The following is a 980-nucleotide window of genomic DNA, read 5'->3' as shown; positions in this document are numbered from 1 at the left end:
GCTTCGATGTGACGGGTGAAGTTGGACGATGGGCGTGGCATTGCCATCTGCTTTATCACATGGAAGCCGGTATGTTCAGAGAAGTTGCCGTCGTTTAACAAACCTTCGAATATGAGGCTTATTATGAAAGTATCTAAGAAAAATCTGCCATTCATTGGTTTGTCATCGCTAGTCTTGCTCACCTCATCGTTTGCAACGGCTGCTGATATGTCTGGCATGGATCACAGCGGTATGGATATGTCAGGCGATATGTCTGGTATGGATCATAGCGGCATGGATATGTCAGGCGATATGTCTGGTATGGATCATAGCGGCATGGATATGTCAGGCGATATGTCTGGTATGGATCATAGCGGCATGGACATGTCGGGCGATATGTCTGATATGGATCATAGCGGCATGGATATGTCAGGCGATATGTCTGGTATGGATCACAGTGGCATGGATATGTCAGGCGATATGTCTGATATGGATCACAGCGGCATGGACATGTCGGGCGATATGTCTGGTATGGATCATAGTGGCATGGACATGTCAGGCATGGATCATGGCAGTATGGATATGTCTGGGATGCAAGGCGGGCAGCCGCCAGCCGATGCTCGCAGTCCAGACTATTCAAACGGTGTTCCCTATGGGCAGTATGGTAAGCCAATGATGATGGGCAGCATGCCGTTATGGGGAGTATCAGTAGACGACTTGGGCTATCAGTTTGATGAGGATCAAATCAACTTCGAAGCGACGGGTTGGTATGGTACTGACAGTAATCGTATCAGGCTACGCACTGAAGGTAGTGCTCAAACTAAAGATGATAAAGAAATCGATAGCTTAAGCTCGCTTGCTTATTGGAAACCACTGAGCATTTTCTGGAATGGTGAAGCTGGTGTCGCTTACGATACTGAAAACGATAACGCTGCCCTTATGGCAGGTATTGTCGGTACCGCGCCGTATTTTATCGAAACAGATGCGAGAGCCTATTTATA

General features: G+C 47.6%; 2 protein-coding genes. Both read left to right on the top strand.

Features of this window, described 5'->3' with window-relative positions; genetic code table 11:
* Window positions 1-8: 8 nt before the first annotated feature.
* Window positions 9-98, top strand: coding sequence for a multicopper oxidase domain-containing protein (locus IOD06_RS13855; protein ID WP_320157442.1), 90 nt, complete (start codon window positions 9-11; stop codon window positions 96-98).
* Between the two features lie 25 nt (window positions 99-123).
* Window positions 124-980: copper resistance protein B (locus tag IOD06_RS13440; protein ID WP_194621265.1), on the top strand; the 857-nt coding region annotated here is incomplete at its 3' end.

The organism is Psychrobacter sp. N25K4-3-2 (assembly GCF_015351755.1).
GTDB lineage: Bacteria > Pseudomonadota > Gammaproteobacteria > Pseudomonadales > Moraxellaceae > Psychrobacter > Psychrobacter glaciei.
Note: the sequence above shows the minus strand (reverse complement) of the source record. Positions and strands in the feature narration are given on the sequence as shown.